General features: G+C 60.9%; 1 protein-coding gene and 1 pseudogene. Both read right to left on the bottom strand.

All coding sequences use genetic code 11. The annotated features are described in order from the left end of the window. Positions 1 to 13 precede the first annotated feature (13 nt). A pseudogene (locus ACZA91_RS10790) lies at positions 14 to 2,209 on the bottom strand (SAM-dependent methyltransferase); the annotation flags it as partial. Positions 2,210 to 3,147: 938 nt separating this feature from the next. Then, a complete protein-coding gene (locus ACZA91_RS10785) occupies positions 3,148 to 17,034 on the bottom strand; it encodes an SDR family NAD(P)-dependent oxidoreductase (RefSeq protein ID WP_463182324.1) in 13,887 nt (4,628 codons plus the stop codon). Positions 17,035 to 18,446 lie beyond the last annotated feature (1,412 nt).

The raw sequence follows: 18,446 nt of genomic DNA, 5'->3' as shown, positions 1-18,446 counted from the left end.
AATAAGCCCCTAAGCGGCTCAGGGTGGGGTATTCATAGAGCAAGGTTTTGGACAGAGACCCGTAGTGACGCTCCAGGGCTTCGGTTAACTGCAACACCGTCAGCGAATCCACCCCCATCGCCTCAAAGGTGGCCTCGGTGGCCAGTTCGGCGGGATCCATTTTCAAAACTTGGGCAAAAATTCCCTTCAGGGTTGCCCGATGACTGGCGGCCGATTGGGGCGATCGCCCAGATTCTGGGCCCGCAGGGGCCTTTGTGTTGGGATCGTTATTTGCGTTATTTGCACCATTGGTGCTTTCGGTACTGGCCTGGGTGCGCGGGTTCGCACCGGGATCAGTGGCTAACCGGGGGGCGATCGGGAGCAGGGCCGTTTCGGGAACCCAACCGTCACTTTCTGCCACAATCACGTGATAGGGCGCACTGACCGGGCCAATCGCGCTGGCCGCTGGGGATCCGAGGGCGATCGCCCGAACCCCTTGAAACCCTGTGCTGACCAAATGGGCTTCCCAACCTTGGGGATCCAACAGGGGGCCCCCGGGCAGGCGTTGTTGGTCAGGGTCGTGGGCCCACCAGCCCTTGGTGACCCCAAAGGTCATGGTCGAGAAAAGCTGGCTGGAGGTGGCTTCCGCCAAAATCAGCAGGCCATGGTTGCCCAGCAGCAACTTCACCCGGCTCAGGGTGGCATCCATATTCGCCGTGGCATGAAGCACATTGGCCGCCAAGACCACATCGAAGCTCCCCGGGGTGAATCCCTGGGCGATCGGGTCTTGTTCAATGTTCAAGGTTTGGAACTGGCAGCCACGATAGTGACCCAGGCGATCAGTAGCTCGGCGCACCAAGGCGGGAGAAATATCGGTGAAAACATAGCTGAGTTGCGGGTGATCTTGCAGGGCCGCCAAAACGACGGCGGCCGTGGCTCCCGTGCCTGCTCCAATTTCCAGAATCCGCAGGGGGCGATCGGGGCCCCGTTCCGCTTGCCAGGCCGCCAACACCGCCACCACCGTGGCATTCATGCGCTGGGCCAAAGACCCACTGGCATAGACCGGAGCCACCAGCTCACTGGAACCCTGGGGAAACAAAATTTCATGGCCCGCCACTTCCCCCCGCCACAGCCGGGGATATTGCGCCACACAGGCGGATAGCAACTGGAGATGGGGAGTCAGTTCGGGGAACTGCTGGGCCACCCGATCGCGCACCGATTCCCACTGGGCGGCCTGGTCGCGCCAGCCGGGTCGGGCCGCCGCCGCTTCCCACAGGGGAAACAGGGACAAGCTGAGGGCCCGGGCCCCTTCGTGGGTGGTGGCCAGGTCAGAGCGCTGCGGAAAAGCCGCCAACAGCGCCAACTGACTCACTTCCTCCAAGACAGCCAAGGACTCGGCCAGGGCCTGATCCGCCACCGGATCCGTCCGATCGCCCATGCGGGTCAGGGCCGCCGATAGGTAGGCTCCGGCATCGGGCAGTTGACTTTGCACGGGGCGATCGCCCGTTAACCCCAACTCCCGGCGCATCGCCTCCCCACAGCGCAAAACCAGGGCCTGACGCAGACCACTGCCCAGCATCCAAGCAAACCCCGCCAACCCGAGGGCGCAGTCAATGGCCGCCACCTCCAGTTGCGCCATGCGGGCCCGGTAGTCGGGGGAGGCCACAATGCCCACCTCTCCCCAAAACCCCCAATTCAGGCACTGCACTTGAATCAAACCGGAGCCGGCCAACTGACCCGCCCAGGCATCCTTGAACGTGCCACCGGCCACATAGTTGGCTTGGCCCGGCGTGCCATAAAACACATTGGCCGAGGAGAAGAAAACCAACAGCTTGGCCCCGGAGGCGATCGCCGCCTGGGATAGGTACAGGGATCCCGCCACCTTGGGAGCCAACACACGGGCCGCCGCCGCCTCCGTCAGCCGATGGAGAGCGCTATCTTCCAGAATCAGGGCCGAGTGGATGACCGCATCGATTTGGCCAAAGCGATCGAGCGCGGTTTGAAACGCTTGATGCAGTTGCTGCGGATCGGTCATATCCGCCTGTAGATAGATCGCCTCGCCGCCCGCCTGTTGAATTTGGGTGAGTTGCTGTTGAATGGTCTCGTTCAGGGCCCGCCGGCCCAGCAACACCACCCGCGATTGGCACTGCTCCGCCAGCCATTGGCCAATGGTGTGCCCAATGCCGCCCGTGCCGCCCGCAATCACCACCACCCCCTGGGGAGTCAGCATGGGGCTAGGCTGGGAGCCGCCCGTGGTGGGGCTGGGGCCGGAGAGTTGGGCGAGGGTTTGCACAAACCGCCGGCCCCGTCGCCAAGCGATCGCGCGGCCCCAGGGATCCCCCGGATCCGCCAGCAGTTGTTGGAAACCAGCGGCGGCCGTGGTGGCGTTCTGCCAATGGGGATCGTAAAGATCGAGGTCAAAACCGGTGACCCGCAAGCTGGGATATTCCCGCCGCAGAACTTTGACCATCCCCGCCAAGACGGCTCCCATGGGCAAGTTGGGGGGCGAGGTTTGTTCCGAATCCAGCACCCGGTGGGTATTGAAGGTGATCAGCTTCAGGGTGAGGTTGGCGGCTTTGCCCTGGTGATGGATGGCCCGAATCAGGCGCAGCAGGGCGGGAATGGTTTCCGCTTCGAGGGTGGCCAAAGCTGAAGCGGGTGACTGCCAATCGGTGCTCGGCTCGCGATCAACCCAAAGAATGGTGAGCGGCTCGATCGCCCCTTGCAAATCCGCCCTCAAGGCCGCTTCGGAGGCTGAATCAGTGGCCCACGATCGCAACTGAGCCGAGGGGCCCAGCACCGTCGCGAGCTGCTGAATCCATTGGTGCTGTAGGTCGCGGGAATGGGGGTCGGAGCGCTGGACAGCCGACTTGGCCCCGTTGATCGAGGGGCGATCGCCCGGAATTTCCGGAGCCGCCTCAACCGCTGCCCCATAAATCCAGACTGGGGTAGCCGTTGCGGTGGCCGGCGGCACAGTCGGAGCCGACAGCAAATGCCAAGCCGGACGATAGAGCACACCGGTTAGATCCAAATCCGTCAAGGGTAATTGCGGAGCACCCTGGGGTTGAACCTCAGCCTGCGTCTCCCCCACAGCCAAGCGACGGGCTGCCTCCTGGGGGGACAGTTGTCCCATTTGGACTTGTTTTAAAATCTCAACCCGGTTCATGGTTACGGCTCTACCTTGACTGCACGACTCAAAAGGGTTGCCAGTTGGCGATCGGTTTCTTCTAGGGATTGCTCTCCTTGGGCCAGTTCCGCGAGCACCGTGAGCAATTCCCGCTCCAGGCTGGGGGGTGGCAGGGCCGACGGAACCACCGCTTGCACCGGCGGAACGGCACTGCTGGCCTTCACGGCCTTGACACAGAAGTTGCGGATGATCGCCACTAACTGCCCTTGGGGATCCAGCAGGGCCAAGTGGAACCGCCGCAGGGCCTGTTCATCGGCCGCCGTGGCCGAAGCTGAACCGAGGGGACTCGATCGCACCAGCACCGTTCCGGCCGCAGGCCAAGGGCCAAACCACTGCACCGACTCGACCATGAACGGCAGCCAGAGCTGATGGTGATCGCTCTGGCGTTGCAATTCCGCCTGTACCGTTTGCCAAACCATGTCCAGCCGTTGGCCCATGGGGCTGAAAACCGGCGCAGTGAGAGGCGGAATGGCCAGTTGGGCCCGCGTGCCGCCCGGGAGCCATTCAACCTGCTGAACGCCCCGGAAGTTGGCCCCATAGGCCACGCCCGTTTGGTCAAAGATTTCGTAGAACTCCTGAATCGATAGCGGTTGCCCCTTGGCTTCCAACAAATCAGCAAACTCGGCGGGGAGGGCAGGGGGCCGCTCGATCGCCCGGAGGGCCTGACCCGAGGCATAGGCGATTCCTTGGGCATTCTCCACGGTGAAGCGAATCCGATCGGCGCTGGCGGTCAAGGCAACTCGCAGCGTCAGGCCCTGGTCTGGCACTTCGGCCCGGCGCATCCAGGTCACCTCGGCAAACCCGCCGACGGTTCCCCAAGCGGCGGCCCCGTCCCCTTGGCGAATGGTCTCGGCCACCAGATCCAACAGGGCAGATCCCGGCAAGGTGGGGCGGCCGCTCACCCGGTGTTCTTGGGCGATCGGGTTGTGGGAGTCAATGGTTTGGCTCACGCTCCAGGGGCGATCGGGCGCGGGGGCCTGTTCCCCATTCGTCATGTCCGGTAACACCGGGGGCGACTCGGGGGCCAATTCCTCGGGAGCTAATGGCGGCGAAACCGTCTCGGGGAGAGGAATCCAGCAGCGTCGTCGATCGAACGGCGATCCAGGCAGGGCCAGGCGCACGGGCGGAACGGGCCGCGGCAGGGCAGTCCAATCCACGGAGCCGCCTTGGATCCAATGCTGGGCAAGGGCGGATAGGGCGGATTGATCAGCGAGATCAACGGCGGTTAACGGGGGCGGAACGGGTTGACCGGGCTGCACTTCCCCCAGCCACCGGTTGGTTGTGCCATCGTCCTGGGTTTGACCTTGGCCATAGGCAGTTAAAGCCCGCTGCAATTGGGCGATCGAATCAACCACAATTGCCAACCGCTGGGCCGCGGGTCGCCGGCCCACTTGCAAAGTGAAGGCCACATCGGCCAGGTTGACCGTGGGATGGTTTTGGAGGAAGTTTGCGAGGTTCTGGGCCGTGATCCGCAACAGTTGCGGCGTGCGGGCCGACAAAATGATCAGTTCCGCTGGTGCCGATCGCGGTGACTCTGATCCCGATCGAACAGTGGCGGGGGCTTCCTCCACAATCAGATGGGCATTGCTCCCACCTGCCCCAAAGCTGCTGAGGCCCGCCCGGAGCGGGCTGGGCCCTGCCCAAGGCGATCGGGTTCGTTGCAACCGGAAAGGACTGTGCGCAAAGTCGATCGCCGGATTGGGCCGATCGGAATGCAAACTGGGCACCAATTGGCGATGCTTCAGTTGCAGCAGGATTTTGCACAGCCCCGCAATGCCCGCCGCCGATTCCAGGTGACCAATGTTGGATTTGATCGACCCGATCGCGCAATGGCCGGGCTGCACTTGGGCATCCCGCGCAAAGGTCAGTTGCAGGCCATCCATTTCAATCGGGTCGCCGAGGGCGGTTCCGGTGCCATGGGCTTCCAGGTAGGACAGGTGATGGGCATCGAGCTGGGCCCGTTCCAACGCCAGGCGCACCACTTGGGCTTGGGCTTGGGGATTGGGCACGGTGTAGCCATTGGTTTTGCCCCCGTGATTCATGGCACTGCCCCGGATCACGGCTTGGATCGGATCTCGATCGCGCAGGGCCGCCGCCAAGGGCTTCAGAATCACCGTGCCCACCCCTTCGCCGGGCACATAGCCATCGCCACCGGCCCCAAAACTGCGGCATTTCCCATCGGTTGAGGCAAACCGCAGATGGGCCATTTGCACATATTTCACGGGATGCAGATAGAGATTCACGCCTCCAGCGATCGCCAGTTGACATTCCCCCCGGCGCAAGCTTTCGCAGGCCAAATGAATCGCACTGAGGGACGCAGAGCAGGCGGTATCCACAGGCATACTGGGCCCTTGCAGGTTCAGGATATAGGACACCCGATTCGCCACCGACCAAAAGGACGAGTTGGGGAAACTGGGCAACCCCGCCCGCCAAGCATCCAAGGCCAGCAGGTGATAGCTGCCCCAGGTCACTCCCGCAAAAACTCCGGTGGCATGGGGGCGATCGGGATCGTCCGAATCGAGGGCATCCGGGCGATAACCCGCATTTTCCAGAGCTAACCAGGCGGATTCGAGGAACAGTCGCTCCTGGGGATCCATCAACTCAGCATCCTTCGGGGTGATGCCAAAAAAGAGCGGGTCAAACTGATCCACCTGATCCAAAAAGCCCCCCCAGCGGGCGTAGGTTTTGCCCAGTTGCCCCGGTTGGGGGTCATAAAACAGGGAATGATCCCAGCGATCGGGCGGCACATCCGTGATGGACTCGCCCCCTTGGACCAACAACGTCCAAAGATCGTCGAGGGTTTCTGCGCCGGGAAAATGGCCATGGCAACCAATGATGGCGATCGGCTCCGGGGTGGCTTCCCGAGCGACGGGCGCGGCCGCCAAGGGCAGCGGGTCGGGGTTGGCACTGGCAGCCACCGGGGCGATCGCGGGTTGGGGCGATCGCGCTTGGAGGTGTTCCGCCAGCGATCGGAGAGTTCTGTGATGGAAGAGTAGGGTCTTGGGCAAGGGGCCAAACCGCGTTTCAAGCTGCGCCGTTAATCGCCGCACCGCCACGGAATCCAGCCCGTAGATATCCAACCCCGCTTCCGGATCCAGCCGTTCGGGGGCAATTTTCAGCTCCCGACCAAACAGGGTTCGTAGCTCCGTTTGCAATGACTCCTGAGCCGCCGCCGGGTGGGATCCCCAGTCATGATTTGGGGCATGGTTTGGAGTTTGGGCTGGCTGAGGGTTAGATGCCAGACCCGATCGAGCAGTGGATTGCAGTGCTGATGGCGATTCCGGTTGCGATTCCAGGCCCAAAAACCGGCGCAACAACGCCCGATCGCCCCAGGCTGCCACCAGCGCCGCTGGGCCTGTAGCCAGCCAGGCCGTTAACAGCGCCAACCCCGCCTCCGTCGGCATCGGAGCCAGCCCTATGGTTTGCCGCAGGTAGTCCAAGTGCTCGGTAGGAATCTGCATTCCGCCGTCCTGCCACAGGGGCAACCCAATCACCCAGCGCCGAGGATCCTGGGCCGCAAACTCATTCAAAAATGCATTCGCCGCCGCGTAGTCTCCCTGTCCGGGGTTGCCCAAGACGCTGACCAACGATGAGAACAGCAAGAAAAAGTCCAGGGGATCCGTGGCCGTGGCCGCCGCCAACCGGCGCGTTCCCGTCACCTTCGGAGCCAACACCTGCCGGAACGAGGCCTCATCCTTCAGGGCAACGGCCTGATCGGCCAAGACTCCGGCTCCATGAATCACCCCTTGGAGGGGGCCAAAGCGTTGGCGGGCCCGGCGCAGGGCCTCATCCAGGGACTCAGAGCAGGTGAGGTCAGCACTCAGGTAAATGGCCTCGCCCCCCAAGGATTGGATCTCTTGGATGAAGCGCACCCGTTCCCGATCGAGCCGATGACGACCCAGCAGGATCAAGCGGGCTTGAAACTCCCGGGCCAAATACCGCGCCAGGAGCTGACCCAGGCCACCAAAGCCCCCGGTGATCAGATAAACACCCCCTTTGCGCCAACCGGGCCCGGGCGATCGGCCGTCCGATGGGGCCGAAGGATCAAGGGCAATTTCCACCAGCCGGCATTCTTGCCAGTGACCGTTGTGCAAAGCCAGTTCTCGGGCCTGGCCGGGATGGGGTAGGGGAACTTCCGGGGGCCAAGCCAAGGTCAGTTCGGTGGGCAGTTCCCCGATCGCCAGGGAGACCGCGGCCCAGTGGGGATATTCCGCCACCAGGGTGCGCAAGAAGGCGGCCTGCATGGCGGCGGTGGGGTTAGGGGCGATCGCCACCAGGGTCAAGGGGCAATCGTCTACAAGTCTTTGGCTGAAGGTCTGGCTAAACCGCAGGAGGCCCAACAGGCTCTCGATTTCATCGCCACTCCCCACATACCAGCCCTGGAGGGGGCCCGGGGGCAAGGGCTGGCTGGGCGCTGGATTTTGGATGACGGTGGCGGCGGGATAGCGATGCCGTAAGGTTTCGGCCCAAGCCGCCGCCTGTCCCTCGGGGCAACTCAGCACCAAGGTAATCGGCTCGGAAGGGACGATCGCCCCTCGGCCAGCGCCCCCTAAGGCATCAACATCATTCCGCCAAACCCGTTGGGCCAGGACAACCCCTTCCACAACGGGCAATTCCGGGTGTTGGGGGTGGCGCATTGGCTCCCCGGCGGACAACCAGTGCCGCTCCGGCGCGAATGGGTAACCAGGCAGGGAAATGATTTCACCCACGGCCGGCCAGGACACCTCGTTTCCGGCCACCCACCGGGGCGCAACGGCCAGCCAATCCCCTTGTTCCAGTAGCGTTTGCGTCACGGAACAGCGATCGTGCATCAAAGCGGGAGGGGCCTGAATCCGCTGACTGGGCAGTTGTCCGCTAAATGTCCATCGATCGGGTTGACCGGCTAACCACGATCGCAGGGATTGCCGCAACTGTTCCACGGACTGGGTGACAACGGCCAAGCGCGTTCCCAAGGGTTCACGACCCCGTTGCAGGGTGGCCGCGATCGCCCCCAAGGGTCGATCGGGATGGGCCGCCAAGTCCGCTTCCAAATCCGCCACCAAAACTCGCAATCGATCGGGATTAGCCGCCGACAGGGGAATCAGCACTTGGGCAGTCTGATCCGTCGGGGCTGGGCCCGAGGGCTGGCCTTGGGCATCCGTCACCGATTCCAAAAGCAGATGGGCATTCACGCCACCTGCGCCAAAGGAACTCACGCCCGCCCGCCGCAAGCCGGCCACGGGAACCCAGGGCGCAAGTTGTCGCTGCACCCGAAAACCCATTTCCGCAAAGGCGATCGCGGGATTGGGAGGATCCGCATGGAGGGACGGAACCAACTGCCCATGCTGCATCTGCAACAGCACTTTGATCAGGCCCGCAACGCCCGCAGCGGATTCCGAATGGCCGATGTTGGATTTCACGGAGCCGATCGCGCAGGGGGTGGGTCGGTTGCCCCCCAACACACGGCTGAGGGCCGCCATTTCCACCGGATCACCCAATTCCGTGCCCGTGCCATGGGCCTCGATGTAACTGACGGTTTCGGGAGCAAACCCCGATTGATCCAGCGCTTGGGCGATCGCCGCTGACTGGGCCAGCGGGTTGGGCACGGTGTAGCCATGGGTGCGCCCCCCGTGGGTGACGCTGGAACCCTGAATAATGCCGTAGATTCGATCGCCATCCGCTCGCGCCTGGGCCAACGGCTTCAAAACCACCGCCCCGACTCCTTCGCCGGCCCCATAGCCATCCCCTCCGGCTCCAAAGCTGCGGCAACGGCCATCCCGGGAGGCAAACTGTAGCTGGCTCATGGTCACAAACTTGGAAGGGTGCAAATAAAGATTCACGCCCCCCGCCAAGGCCAAGTCGCATTCTCCGCGCCGGATGGCTTCACAGGCCAAATGCACCGCCACCAAGGACGACGAGCAAGCCGTGTCCACGGTCAGGCTCGGGCCGTGCCAATTCAGCACATGGGAAACACGATTGGCCACGCCCCAATGGGAAGGTCCAACGGAAACTACCCGCCCTTGGGCCCAAGCTTCTGCGGCCAGCAGTTGATAGCTGCCCCAAATCACCCCCGCAAAGACCCCGCCCTTGGGCCCTTGGCCTTGGCGGTCCATTAACCGAGAGGGCGCGTAGGCCGCATCCTCCAAAGCGTGCCAACAGACTTCCAGGAACAGCCGCTCTTGGGGATCCATGGCCTCGGCTTCCTTGGGGGAAATGCCGAAGAACAGGGCATCGAAGCGATCGACCTGATCCAAAAAACTGCCCCAACGGGTGTAGCTGGTGGTGGGGTTGTGGGGATCCGGGTCGTAGATTAGGTCATGGTTCCAGCGATCGGGCGGCACTTCTTGGAGCGCTTCCTGGCCCGCCGCCAACTGTTGCCAAAAATCCTGGAGCGTTGGCGCACCGGGATAGCGCCCCGCCATGCCAATCACGGCAATCTCTAGCGATCGGGGTTCCGCCTGGGGGTTTGTTCCGGTGGGTGCGATCGGCTGGGCATGGGTTCCATTGGCGTGAGTCCCATTGGCATGAATCCCATTAGTTTCATGGATGCCGTTGGCTTGAATCCCGTTAACCTCATGGGCCCCATTGGTCTGCATTCCTATGTCTTGGGTCGCCTGGGGCGGGTTCGGGGGTTCCTGATTCTTGGGCAGCTCTGATGATCCGGTTAAATCGGGTAACTCAGGCCCGGCCAAGGATTTGGCAAAGTGTTCAGGATAGGTCTGTTGCAAAAATAGGGTGAGTTCATGCAGATTTCGCCGCTCAAAGAACAGACTCGGGGGCACTGGGCCAAAGGTTTGACTCAACCGGGTATTCAGTTTTTTGATCAGCAGCGAGTCCAGGCCAAAGCGATTCCAAGGCTCAAAGCGGGTGAGGAGATCGGGGGGAATGGCCAAGGTTGTGGCGAGCAGTTGCCGCACTTGGGCCAGGGCTGCAATGTAGGCGGTGTCTTGTTCTGGGGATGGGAGATCGGGTGACTGATGGGCGGCTGGCGAATCAATTGGCGGATCGACTGACTGATGGGCGGCTGGATCAACTGGCGGATCGACTGGTGGATCAACGGGGCGATCGGGCGATCGATCGCTTGCTCCATCCTCAGCCCCGGAGACCACCGGCAAGGAACTGGTCTGGGCAAATTGCGGCGAACAGCGCACCGGCAACCAGGGATAGGCCGGCAAATCCAGGGGATAGGCCACTGCCTTGGAATAGAGCCGTTCCCAATCCAGGTCATGGCCCGCTCGATAAAGTTCGCCCAAGGACTCCAACACTTGCCAGCGGCCGGCTCCCGTGGCGATCGCGGCTCCCGCCAACAAACCCGCCGCCGCGATCGGGGCGGCCGACGGTTCCACTCCCGGGCAAGGGGCCGCTGCCTGGGCCAGAAGATAAGCCTGGAGCGTGGCCGGTTGATCGGCCACCCAAGCCACACGGTAACGGAAGTGGCTGCGACGGGTGGCCAAGTTGGCCGCCAACCGCCGCAGCGACAATTGCGGATTAGCCGTCAGGAAATCTGCCAAATCCTGACACCGCCGTTGCAGGGCGGCTTCTGACTTGGCCGAAACCACAAACAACTCCGCGATCGGGGCGTGACCAGCCGGATTGAGGCGGGCCGGAGCCACGGCCGGTGGCTCATCCAACACCAGATGGCAATTCGTGCCACTGAAGCCAAAGGAACTCACTGCGGCTCGGCGCGGCATTCCGGCCGGCGGTTGCCAGGGGAGCAGTTCCCGGTTCACATAGAACGGACTGTCCGCCCAGCGAATGTCCGGGTTGGGGGTCTCGAAGTTCGCGGATGGGGGAATTTGTTGGTGTTTAAAGGCCAACAGCACTTTCAGCAAGCTCGCGAGACCAGCGGTATAGATGGTGTGACCGATGTTGGTTTTGCCGAAGCCAAGGGCGCAAAACTCGTTGGCTGCCGTCTTGTCTCGAAAGGCGCGCGTGATCGCTTCAAACTCAATGGAATCCCCCAGCGCTGTGCCCGTGCCATGGGCTTCCACATAGGTAATGGTGGCCGGGTCAATGTCGGCTTCCGCATAGACCCGACGGAGCAGAGCGCTTTGGCTTTGGCTGTTGGGGGCGGTGATGCCATTGCTTAAGCCATCTTGGTTGACACTAATGCTCCGAATCACCCCATGAATTCGATCGCCCTCGGCCAAGGCATCTCGCAACCGTTTCAGCACCACCACGGCAATTCCTTCACCGGGCACAAAGCCATCGGCTCCGGCCGCAAAGGCCCGCAACTGCCCCGAGGGCGACACCATTCCCGCCTTGCCGCACAGCAGATGGATTTGGGGGGTATGCATGAGGAAGGTTCCCCCGGCGATCGCGGTTTGACAGCGGCCCGATCGCAGGGACTGACAGGCTAGGTCGATCGCCACCAAGGACGAGGAGCAGGCCGTATTCACCGTTAAGCAGGGCCCCTGTAAGTTCAGGAAGTAGGCGAGTCGAGCGCCCAAAATGGCCACATTGTTGCCAATCAACACATGGCCATCGGGGTTCACGCCCCCCTGTTCCAACCAGCGGTCATAGTCCCCGGTTCCGGCGGCCACAAAGATACCGCAATCGCTGCCGTTGAGCTGTCGATCGGGAATGCCCGCATCCTCCAAGGCTTGCCAAGCTTCGGTCAAGAACAGCCGCTGCTCAGGACTCATGAGTTGCGCTTCTGCCCCGGTGATTCGGAAAAAGAGCGGATCCCAATCGTGAACCCGATCTAAGAAAGCTCCGACCCGGCAATAGTGGTGGTAGTCCGGATCGCCCGTTTGGGTGGCCAAGGCTTCGGGATCCCAGCGATCGGGGGGAACCGGGCCACAGGATCCAACCCCCCGTTGCAGGTTTTGCCAAAAGTCGTTGAGGGTCGGCGCATCGGGAAAACGGCCACTCATGCCCACGATCGCGATCGGCTCGGGCATGGCGAGATCGGCCCCCTCCATCACCCCTTCCAGGGCGGCACTGTCGGAACCTCGGCGCAGGTTGCGAGCGCTGGGGGCAGGGGGCGTTGGCATCGTAATCACCACTTTGCCGATGCTTTGCCGACTTTCCAGGTAAGCGAGGGCCGATCGCACCTCCGCTAGCGAAAAGGTGCGATCGACCATGCCTTCGCCGGCCCCTTGGGCCAAGGCCTGGGCCATTGCCTCCAGCGCCAGGGGCACTTCGGGCGATCGGCGCAGGAACCACCGCCGCAAATCCAAGCTCAAAACCGATTGGTTATCCACCAACGTGGACAGATCCAGGGCGGCCGACGTTTTCCAGGCCGTCATGGCCAGTTCCACATAGCGCCCACCGGGGGCCAAACACCGCAAGCCCTTGGGAATTGCATCCCCCGCCAGGGTGTTAATCACCACATCCACCCCGCGCCCCTCGCTCAGGCGCATCACTTCCGTCTGAAAGTCCAGGTCTCGATAGGCAATGACGTGATGCACCCCGATTTGGCGCAAATAGTCCAGCTTATGGGCACTGCCAGCGGTGGCAAACACTTCCGCCCCGATCGCCAAGGCCATACGCACCGCATGAAGACCCGTGGCCCCCGCCGCCGTTTGGATCAAAATGCGCTCTCCCGGTTGCAGCCGGGCCCGCTCAATGGCTTGGTGGGCCGTCAGCCAAGTGACGGGGAAGGCCGCGGCGGTTTCGTGGCTGACGGTGGCGGGTTTGCGCACCGCCAGCACCGCATCGGCGTTCACAATTTCCGCCAGACCGCCCAAGGATTCCCCCAGCAGCGCCATCACCTGGTCGCCCACTTGGAAGTTTTGGACATTGGCCCCCAGGGCAATGATTTCCCCCGACACCTCAAACCCCGGAGTCATGGGATAGGACGGCATGGTGGGATAGAGACCTTTGATGCAAAGCAGGTCGCCAAAGTTGAGGGCGGCGGCGCGCACGGCAATTTGCACCTGATCCGCCGCCGGAGGAGTGATGGGCTGCGATCGCCACTGCACTTGGGCCACGGAGCCGGGTTGCGTTAACCAAACGGCTCTGGGGAAGGTCAGGGATGAGAAGTCAACTTCGGGAATGGCTGCTGCGGTCGATCGGGCGGCTCGGGGCCGATCGGGAGTCGGGCTGGGGACGCTGACCGGCGGGCTGTTGTCGGGGATGGGTGGGGCGATCGGGGAACCAGCGGCCGGGCGAGTTTCTGGATTGGGCTGAGTGAAATTAGGCTGAGTGAAATTAGGCTGACTGGCAACCGGATCAGCCGTTGGCGCAACAGCCATTGGCAGCAACGCCGGCAGCAACGTTTGCAAGTGCTGGGCCAAGCTGCGCACCGTGGGATAGTCAAACAGCACGGTGGTGCGCAACTCTAACCCAAAGGCTTGATTGACCGATCGAATCAGATCCACAGCACTGATCGAGTCCAGTCCATAGTCTGCAAATCGCCCCTCCGCTTCAATTTCCTCGGGGGCAATTTCCAAACAATCCGCCACCAAGCCCCGCACCTGAGTTTCCAACCCATCCAAGCTGGGGGGAGCAGGGGCCGCAGGGGAAACCGAAGCAACGGGGGCAGCGAGGAGATTGGGGGTTGCCAAGTTTGGTGGCGCAACGGCGGCGGGAACCGACTCCAACGGAGCCTGCAAGTTGGGCAGGGTTTGCAAGTGCTGGGCCAAGCTGCGGGCCGTGGGATAGTCAAACAGCACGGTGGTGCGCAGCTCTAACCCAAAGGCTTGATTGACCGATCGAATCAGATCCACAGCGCTGATCGAGTCCAAGCCATAGTCCGCAAACCGCCCCTCCGCCTCAATTTCCTCAGGGGCAACTTCCAAACAATCCGCCACCAAGCCGCGAATTTGGACTTCCAAAGCACTGATGTTGACCGTGGGTTGGGTGACAGGATTGGCGGTGGATGGTGCGATCGAGGAACTCAAGGCGCTAGCAATCTCCGGGCGATCGGGAGCTGGGGGTGCTCCCATGGTGACGATCGGGTCTGACTCGCTGGCCTCAGGCGATCGGGCAACACAACCGAGCCGATCGCAAAGGGCATCAGTGCCTCGAAAGATGGCCACTTGGGTCGCATCGCTGGCCAGAAGTTGTTCAAAGGCGGCCAGTCCTTCTTCCGTGCCAATGGCCCCAATCCCTAGCCGCTGAAGCCGCTTGCGATACATGGGCGCAGTGACCCGGCCGCTTTCGCCCCAATAGCCCCAGTTACAGACCACCCAGTGAACCGCCGGGCGTTGCCGCTGCATCTGGGTCATGTAGGCATCTTGGTAGGCACAGCCGGCCACGTAATTCCCCTGGCCCGCATTGCCAAGGAAGGAATTCAAGGACGAAAAACAGGCGAAAAAGTCCAGCCGATCGAGAACCGTGGCCTGGGCCAAGGCCCGGATGCCCGCGGATTTGACCCCAAAAGCCACCTGAAAGTCGGTCTCGCTCATTTGTGCCAACAGGCCATCCCGCAACACCAGGGCGGAATGAATCACGCCATGGATTGCGCCATAGCGCGATCGCAAGGTGGCAAACAGGAACTCGATCGCGGCCGCATCCGTAATATCCACCGCCTCATAGGTGGCCGTGGCTCCGGCGGTGGTCAGGGCTTGCAGGAGTTCTTGAATCGCTGCATCCAGCGGCCGCCGCCCCAACAACACCAGCCGCAGTCCCGGGATCTTGGCGGCCCATCGCTGGGCCAGGGCCGCTCCAATCCCCCCTGCGCCACCCGCAATCACGTAAACCCCGCCGGGTCTGAGGGGCAAGGGCGATGGGGTTGCAGACGTGGGAGGGGCTGGGATAGCAACCAGGTCGCGTCGATAGAGACCGCTCGATCGCAGCGCCAGCTCACAACGCTGGGAAGCCGCCGACAGATTAATCGCCAAAGCTGCCAGCAGGGAGGACGCTTGGCCGTTAGCCAGCCACGTCTCATCCACATCCACACGACCCACCTGCCAATGGGGAGACTCCGCCGCCAAACTGTGCAGCAAGCCGACGATCGCCGCCGCATCCGGTTGCGGGGTTTCGGTGGGTTCCACCGCCGCCGCCCCTGTTGTAATCACCCGTAGCGCTAAGGGCGTTGGGGAGGGGAATCGCTCCTGAAGCGTTTTCAGGAACCGCCATAGCAAGATTGGCCCTTCCTCCCCGATCGCGGGCCAATACCAAACCGTGGTGATGGTCGGGGCGGAATCGGAGCGATCGGGCCATTGCTCCAGTACCTGTCCCCGGTGGGCCAGGCTCACCGCCTCGCGAATCACCGCCGGAACCGGCCCCTGAGCGGAGCAAAGCAACCCCCAGCCCGTTTCCTCCAAGACCGTTCCGCTGGCAAGGTTCGGGACGGGGCAAGGTCGCCATTGGGGCTGGAACCATCGCAACGGCTCTGGGTCGATCGGCTCTGAGGGGGGTTCCCGATCGGGCGGGGCGGAATGGGGTGCAGCCGGTTGCTGCCCTTGCGCGGGTTGCCATTGGGCCATTTGCAACCGCCCCCCTTGAATTAGAAACACTTGATTGCCGTGGCGATCCAAGCCCATCAAATCAAATTGCCCACCGCGCGATCGGCGATGGGTACAGCGAACCCCAATCCGCCGCACATCCACCAGCGAGCCATCTAGCCAGCAGGCATCGATGCCGTAGGGCACTAATAACGGCTCCAAGGGCGGCTCTGGTTTCGGTTCCCGTTGGGGAGCATGGGAATTCAAGGAACCGGTCGGCTGGGGTAATGCACCCACTGGGTTAGCCCCATTCGCCAGCAACGTGGCCGCCACCTGAAACGCCGCATCCACGATCGCCCAGTCTTCGCCCCCCGTTTCCCGAACCTCTCCCCAAGCCCAGTCCTGCAAAACCGTCACTTGGGTTAGGCATTGGCAACTGAAGCCATAGTCCAACCCTCGACCCAAGAAAAATTGCCGCAGGGCGATCGCGTCGTAAACCGTTGCCGCCGCCATGGTCTGGGCGGTTAACTCCGGTGCTTGCTCCCACAGGGCTGGGGCTGACTTGGCCGGCCCGCCATGGGTGGCCCGACAAAACACCTGGCCCGCCGAGTCCACAATCTGGAAAATTTCCCCTTCGGCCCCTTGGCCGCCGGTTTGCAACATCACGGTTAACGGGTCGCGATCGACCACCGCCGGGGCCAAAAACCGCACATCACGCCACTGTGATCGAGATGGGGCAGGCGCTCCGGCAGCCCCAGCCGCCCCAGCCGCCAACAGCATCGTTAAGAAATAGCCCCCCGGAACCACCCCGAGCGATCGCACCCGATGATCTCGCAGCATCGGATCCGCAGAGGTGAAGGTGACCGGCCGAGACCAGCCAGCCCCCAGCGAGTCAGATGGGCGATCGAGGCCAGGCCCCACCGCCGCCGGCCCCGATCGGCCCAGGAAATCAGCCCCATTCTGCACCCAAGACACAGCACACCCCCCCAGCGATGCCACCAATTGACCATCAGCCGACAACAACAGCAGATCGAAGCGGTCTTGCGACCAGGGCAACGGTATTGCCGCATAGTCGATCGCCACCCCCGGCCGCCAAACCCGACAGGAAGCCACCTCCGACACCAGCGGAATCCCCCGCCGCCCCATCGCCGCCTCGCCCAGCGGCATCAGCAGCGCCGCCGTGAGCCAAGCCGGATGCAGCAGAAAACTGTGACCATATCCCGCAGCCAGTGAGCTAAGTTGCCACCGGGTCACAAGCCATTCTTCAGTTCGCCACAAAGCACCTTGACCTTGATAAAACTCGCCTAACTGCAAGCCCAATTCTTGCAATTCTGCGATCCGATGTGGCCAAACATCACTAGGCTTATGACTGTCTAAATCACGCAGCAAAGATTGGGGCAGAGGCGATCGAGCGGCCCCCTCCATTGCTAGCTTTTTTGTTTCAAGCTGGCAATGCAAACAAATTTGCCAGTGGCCTTGGTCTTCCGAACCTTGAGCCGCCTCAGCGCTGGCCACCGTAATTCGAGTTTTGGTAATTCGCGCCTCCGATTCCATGGGCTGAAATACCACTCGTAAATGATGCTTCTGAGACCCCCTGAAAATGATTGGACGAATATAGTGCAAATGATTAATGACTAATTCTGTTTGATCCTCGTTTAGTTTTGCATCGCGACTCAGTGCAATCCGCAGGATCAGATCTAGTAAGCAACTAAACGGCAGCGTTGGCTGCTCAAAAACACAATAGTCACGAATAACAGGGTCTTGGAGCTGAACATCAACTTGATAACTTTGTTCAGCACTTTGATTAAGGTCATTCATTGGTCATGAAGGATTTTGAATCTCAATCTTTCAGGAATATTGACCAGGCTCAAGATCTTTATAGAAGCTCTGACATCGACTGGTTTTAACAATCGGGTCACAATTGATCGGCAATTGTGCAAATAGCGAAAATTGTGCCAATTCGGGATCAATTCGCTAGTCAAAGTTAGGTTAAAACAAGTTCATTCTTCCGAAAGCAGAGCTTGAAAGCACAGAAAATGCCTGAAAATGATGAAAAACTATGAATTCTTGAGAAAAAGAACAAACCAATTAAGGCTTGATCGGCATTAGCTTTTGATAGATAAGCAAAAGCAATTTTGATTCTTTGGGTAAAATTTTTGAATTTGGTTCAGCGTTATACAGTTTTTCGGCAGCAAACTTTTCTGGATCAAGGTTAATTGTCCTTGATTAGTCATTAGTAGTGAATACCAAATTGGTTCACCTGAGAACCAAAAGGCATTTTCCACAAGACATTAAGACGTTCTATAACCGAAGTTTTCGATGAGGAACCTATCGGACGAAATTTCGGTGAAAGCTTGGTGGCACTTCAAACGTTAACCTGTGGTTACCCCCTTTGTCGAGTATATCATCAGCCCCTAATTCCGATGATCGGGTTGCCAAGGAAATCCTGGCAACAAAATATCCAATAATAAAATTATGTTTATGGATCGGTTTATGGAGATGATACTCCTTGGCTGATCATGCGGAAGTCAAGGACAAAACCTAAGCATTGCTCGCTTTACAGGATTCCGGCATCTCTAAAACTTAGTTTTGTTTACGGTTCTTAACTTGAATTTTTCAAGAGCAACTCTCATGAAATAGCAAGTATTGAAAGTTACACAGGATGAGTCTCAAATATTTTCGTTGGGCATTGGGGTTCCTTGATTTGTTAATTTCAATACAATCACCTTCAGAATCTGGATGACTCCAAGATTGCAAGGAGGTTCAAGGGAGGCTCACCGGATTTCTTTGGGCCTAATTTTGCGATCGTCAAGGACTTTTAAAGGAGGAAAAACTAGAGGGCTATTTGTGATCCTGTTTGAATTGAGACGGTTGGAGGGTCTGAATAGCCATCGTCCAAGCCGCAACTTGAATAGCTGCGGCCTGGCGGGCAGTCTGATCGGCATGGTCTGATCGGCACGGCCGGA

The organism is Limnothrix sp. CMB-01, from assembly GCF_055193175.1.
The sequence above is the reverse complement of the archived record's forward strand: the minus strand, read 5'-3'. Positions and strand labels throughout refer to the sequence as shown.